Source organism: Methanobacterium sp. (assembly GCA_016222945.1).
Classification (GTDB): Archaea; Methanobacteriota; Methanobacteria; order Methanobacteriales; family Methanobacteriaceae; genus Methanobacterium_D.
On the sequence record JACRPY010000008.1, the window covers coordinates 849 to 5,743 of the forward strand.

At 31.2% G+C, this 4,895-nt stretch carries 4 protein-coding genes; 1 reads left to right on the forward strand and 3 read right to left on the reverse strand.

Translation table 11 applies throughout. The annotated features are described in order from the left end of the window. Positions 1–150: 150 nt before the first annotated feature. Positions 151–756, forward strand: coding sequence for a hypothetical protein (locus tag HZC47_11450; protein ID MBI5681499.1), 606 nt, complete (start codon positions 151–153; stop codon positions 754–756). Positions 757–949: 193 nt separating this feature from the next. Here the strand turns inward: HZC47_11450 and HZC47_11455 are convergent, their stop codons facing one another. From HZC47_11455 to HZC47_11465, 3 genes are read right to left on the reverse strand one after another with little or no spacing between them, the layout of a single operon-like run. After that, a complete protein-coding gene (locus HZC47_11455; GenBank protein MBI5681500.1) occupies positions 950–2,788 on the reverse strand; it encodes a Tn3 family transposase in 1,839 nt (612 codons plus the stop codon). Further along, positions 2,704–3,852 (reverse strand): DUF4158 domain-containing protein, encoded by a 1,149-nt coding sequence (locus HZC47_11460; protein ID MBI5681501.1) that lies wholly within the window; start codon positions 3,850–3,852, stop codon positions 2,704–2,706. Before HZC47_11460 ends, HZC47_11455 begins: the two co-directional genes overlap by 85 nt. Before the next feature lie 4 nt (positions 3,853–3,856). Further along, complete coding sequence (locus HZC47_11465) at positions 3,857–4,417, reverse strand: recombinase family protein (protein MBI5681502.1); 561 nt, start codon at positions 4,415–4,417, stop codon at positions 3,857–3,859. Positions 4,418–4,895 lie beyond the last annotated feature (478 nt).

Sequence of the window (4,895 nt, forward strand, 5' to 3'; positions counted from 1 at the left end):
TCATAAGAAGGTTGTCCTGGGTCTTGTAGTTGGTTTGCTTGGAGGGCTTCTTGTAGGGTGCTGCAGTGCTTCTGTGTTAAGCCTTCTGGCCTGGCAGTATTTGAATATTCAGCAGTATTATCATTTCTAAAGAAAGAAGGTCATTGAGAAATGAGTGGTAAGAAAAATAAGAGAATTGAAAAAAATAAACGGGTATGGGGAATTGATGAAAAGCCGGCAGATATAAAATTTCCTGAATATATGATTACCAGTGAGAAAATAGAGGATGAAAGGGTTAAAGCATTACCGGATGAGGTCAGGGTTAGAATAGATGAGTTACATAGCAAAAGTAAAACTAAACCTGAGGAAGTTATTCCTGAACTATTGAGATTTATAGAAAAATACCCTCATGTTCCCCTGTTTTATAATTATTTGAGTAATGCTTATCTTATAGCCGGTAATATACCTGATGCGGAAAAATTAATTGTAGAGTGTTATAATAAATTTCCTGAATATCTTTTTGCAAAAGTTGGTTATGCTAATGTGTTGCTTAAAAAGGGTGAGGGTTCAAAGGTACCTGATATTTTTGATGATAAATCTAATTTGAGGGATCTATATCCTGAGAGAGAAGTTTTTCATATCAGTGAATTTGTTGCATTTACTGATACATTAGTCAGGTATTTTTTGTTTTCAGGGCAGATAGATCGTGCTATACCAATGTTTGAGAACTTATGCCCTTCAGGCGAATTTGGCTTAAATCTCAATTTTACGCCATAAAAAATGAAAATTCCTATACCCTAGATTTAAAGAAGGTTGCTCCTGATAATCCTTCAACAAATTTAATTGAATGGGTGATGTCTTCTTTTAGTCCTTCTGTGGTTGTAAGTGATAGATTAAGAAGAGGATAAGTAATAAATATTGGCCTGCAAAGGGTATCAGGCAGAATCGTGTAAAAATGTTCGGTTTAGTATTAATGAACGAGTTCTCTATTAATTATATATTGTCCATATAATATGATATTATCCCATCCAATAGGGCTTATATGTGTTAACTGTGAGATGTCAATACCTTCATTTTCAGGATTATATTCAATAAAAACTCTTTCTATCTCCTTAATTTGCCAGTAAACAATACAGGCAAGAATGAGTAATAAACAACTGGCAGAATTCATTTGTTTGTAAAAGTCCCAGGATTTAATTTTACCTTGTTTTCCATAGTGAACACATCGAGCCAGGTAATGAAGCTGTTCCCCCATTAAGAGACCTCTTTGTATTCTTCTTCTAAGCAATGGATCTGAAAGATAATCAAGAATAAATTCCGTCTTAAAAATTCTTCCCAATTCACGATTAGCTTTATAGAAATCATTTTTTGCACTATAAGATACCAAACGTTTGAGAGCTACAGAAGCAGTTGTATGACCACTTTGCAGAGAAGAATAGAATTGGCCCATACGATCCCATTGATCACATATCCAATCCAGATGGATAGTTTGATTATTTTGTCCTACTATAGGATTTAATGGACCATAGTCTTTATCTTTATCAATTTTATATAGTAGTTGGTGGTGAAGTCCCTTTATTCTTGGGCAGAATTTTTTACCAAGCATGGCAAAAGCTGCAAAATTTAATTCAGTATAGCCATGACTATCTACATAATGTTCTTCAATGTCAAGATCAGACTCATGATAAAGTAGTCCATCTAAAACATAAGCAGCATCACGTTCTGTACATTCTATAGGTACAGTATAAAATGGAGCATAATTATCTGCAATAAAAGAATAGAATTCAAGTGCAAAATCACCTAATCTGTGACTATAAGTCCGTTTAAGAACTTTCTGTGGGAATAAGAAACGTTGTCCATCACTGCTGGATGTTTTCCCTTCTCCCCATACCTGTGTAGTTTCTAATTTAGCTATAGCATTAACTACATCTGCCAGTGATGATTTAAAGTTTTCTTCATAGAAATACCAATCTGAAACATTTTTAATTTTATCATATGAAATACTATTAGTTAATTGTGCCATAGCATGAGGCCCAATATTACATCCATAGGCCATAATTGCTGAAATAACTGTACAAACATCTTCAACTAACCGTTTATTTACTTTTGTAGATGAAATAAAATATCTGCTATAACGGAGTTCATTATCAACTTCAATTAATAAATCCGGTAATTTTATAGTCCTCATTTTACTACTTAACCAGGTTTTAAGGGCTTCAAGTTTTTCTTCCTCTTCTGGTTCTAATTTTTCTGCAACATCTTTACTAAAACTCCATCCGTCTTTTTTCATTTTGACATAGATATTTGTTGGTAAAAATTTTAAAAATTTATCATAGGACTGATTTAATCTTTGTTTGAGATATTCTGCAACATCTCCTTTATTTTCTGGAAACCTTGCATTTATGAAGAATTCTCTTCTTTTTAATTTCCATTCATCATCAGAAATAAAAAAATCATCAAGTCTCACAAATCTTTTACTATGTTCTATCCAGATATTACCACGTTTAATTTCATCTCTTAAAACTGTAAGTAATGCACATTCATAACCTCTACGGTCAATTTGACCATTATATTTAATAAATGGTTTAAGCTTAGATGGCATAAAATCAAGTTCTGTATCATTAGGAATTTTATATTTTTTTGTGGAATTTAATTCTTTTAATAATTCAATCCCTTCGAGTAATGATTTTTTAGCACCTATTTCAATATTAAAAGAAATATTTTCTAAGAAACTTGGAGAATACTGACGTAAATAACTGAAACGATTTGTAAACAGAGGGAATACATCACTTTTTTTCCTGAGAGCCACTTTTCAGTCTCATTTACATATGCCTCAAGTTTAGCTGGAGGGATTGTATTAAAAATGGATGGACGTAATTCATCATTACACAATTCTTCATTTAGGAGAGCTTTACCTATGGTTTTAAAGAGTAATAAAGTTGTATTTAAATATTGACGCCTTTTTTTCAACTGACTTCCTAATTCAGTTTCTGCCCTTGTATAAGTATTAGTGATTAATTTATTGTGCATCTCTATAATATGGTCAACTGTATCACGATATGTTTCCCATAAAAAACAGGTCATAATGGTATATTTATGAGGTTGTTGAAATTCTTTGATCCTATAAGAACTTAATGTTCTGGCTTTTCTTGCTAATAATTTTTGAAAATTATTATTGATCCAAGAAATATCTATTTCTATTATACCTGTCTGTTTAATATAATTTATTTTATCGATTAATTTAAGGAGTGCCAGAGGAGTTGGATAACCTGGTGGTTCCTTTAATATTTGATAAGTTGAGATACGATTCTCTGTTATAACTAATAGTTCTTCTATCTTTTCTTTTATTTCAATAGGTAATTGATTAAAAAGCTTTGTAAATATATATTTTCTTGCAGCATCACGTTGTTCTCCTATTATTCTCCTTATAGCATAATTTGCGGGCAATATTATTTGGTTATTACGGAGAAATTCCTGAGCTTTTGCCATTAATGAAGACGTCTGTTCTAATCTACAGGATTCTTTATATAAAAATTCCTTTAATAAACTACTTTCTGTTTCTCCAAAACGCCTTAAATTCAGATAAACCCGTATTTTTTCTTGATGTTCTGCAATAGTTTGCCTTCTTTTACTATATTTATTGATTTCGTCTGAATTTATTCCTAATTCTGTTGCTGTAAAACATAATAAATCATCTATTATTTCTAAAGGGTCTTGCGTTGGAAAACAACCTGTTAAATAGACAAAAGCCATCTGATATGCAAAACCAAAACGATTATGATTACTACGAAATTGTTCTATAAAAGTTCGATCTTTTTCAGAAAAGGTAATACTTTCTGATATATTTTGTTTAGTAAAATACAAGTCTTTCATTTCATTATTTTTCCTTACGTTTTTTTATATATTCATAAAAAGTTCTTTCTTTAATATTTAACGTTTCACAGATATGTCGAACAGTATATTCCTTACTATCATACATTTTGAAAGCTGTTTCTAATTTTTTCCCTGTAAGAACCTTCCTTCTTCCTCCCTTCTTTCCTCTTATACGCGCAGCCATTAACCCTGCCAGAGTACGTTCTCTAATTATATCTCTTTCAAATTCTGCAAAAGCTGCAAAAATATGAAATATTAACCTTCCACTGGACTGACTTGTATCTATATTCTGATCTAAAAATATAACATTGACATTTTTATATGATAGATTATCTATTATTTCCAGAAGTTCACGTATATTTCGTGCTAATCTGTCCATTTTTGTACACACCAGGACATCATTCTCCCTTAACCAGCAAAGTAATTCTGTCAGTTCTGTTCTCTTCTGATGTCTGGTAGTAACTTTTTCAGAAATTATTTTTTCACACCCAGCTCTATGAAGATCATCAATTTGAGAATCTAAATTTTGTTCATATGTAGAAACCCTTGCATAACCTATTTTCATATTTTTATACCTTTCTTTAAAGACATATATTTATAATATGCAAAAACTCAATTTTAATATCAGCTATATGCAGTTTGTTTTTCGCATGAGTTTTTGCAGTTTAATAATGCTTATTTTACTATGATAAATCATAAATCATAAAAAATAAATACTGCAGAAAACGGTCGTTTTTTGCAGTATTATAATAAAAATTCTAAAAACAATTATTAAACTGAAAATGCTATATATTACAAGGGATTCCTATCAAACCGAACATTTTTACACGATTCTGCCTGGTACCCTTCGTAAGATAATTTTGTGGATTAAATTTTCCGTTATTACTCATTTCTTATTCCTCCTCATCGGCAGGGGCCAAAACCCCTGCCATTATTATTATTTTCCCATAATATGCTTCATTGATTTCTCTGCTCTGCTGGCTCTACCACCGGTTGATGTATTTCTGAATTTCTTCAGACTTTTTTCTGTTGTAATTCTTACT

Coding starts and splice junctions, on each gene's coding strand:
- HZC47_11465 (MBI5681502.1), bottom strand. CDS start 4,417: ATGAAAATAGGTTATGCAAGGGTTTCTACATATGAACAAAATTTAGAT.
- HZC47_11450 (MBI5681499.1), top strand. CDS start 151: ATGAGTGGTAAGAAAAATAAGAGAATTGAAAAAAATAAACGGGTATGG.
- HZC47_11460 (MBI5681501.1), bottom strand. CDS start 3,852: ATGAAAGACTTGTATTTTACTAAACAAAATATATCAGAAAGTATTACC.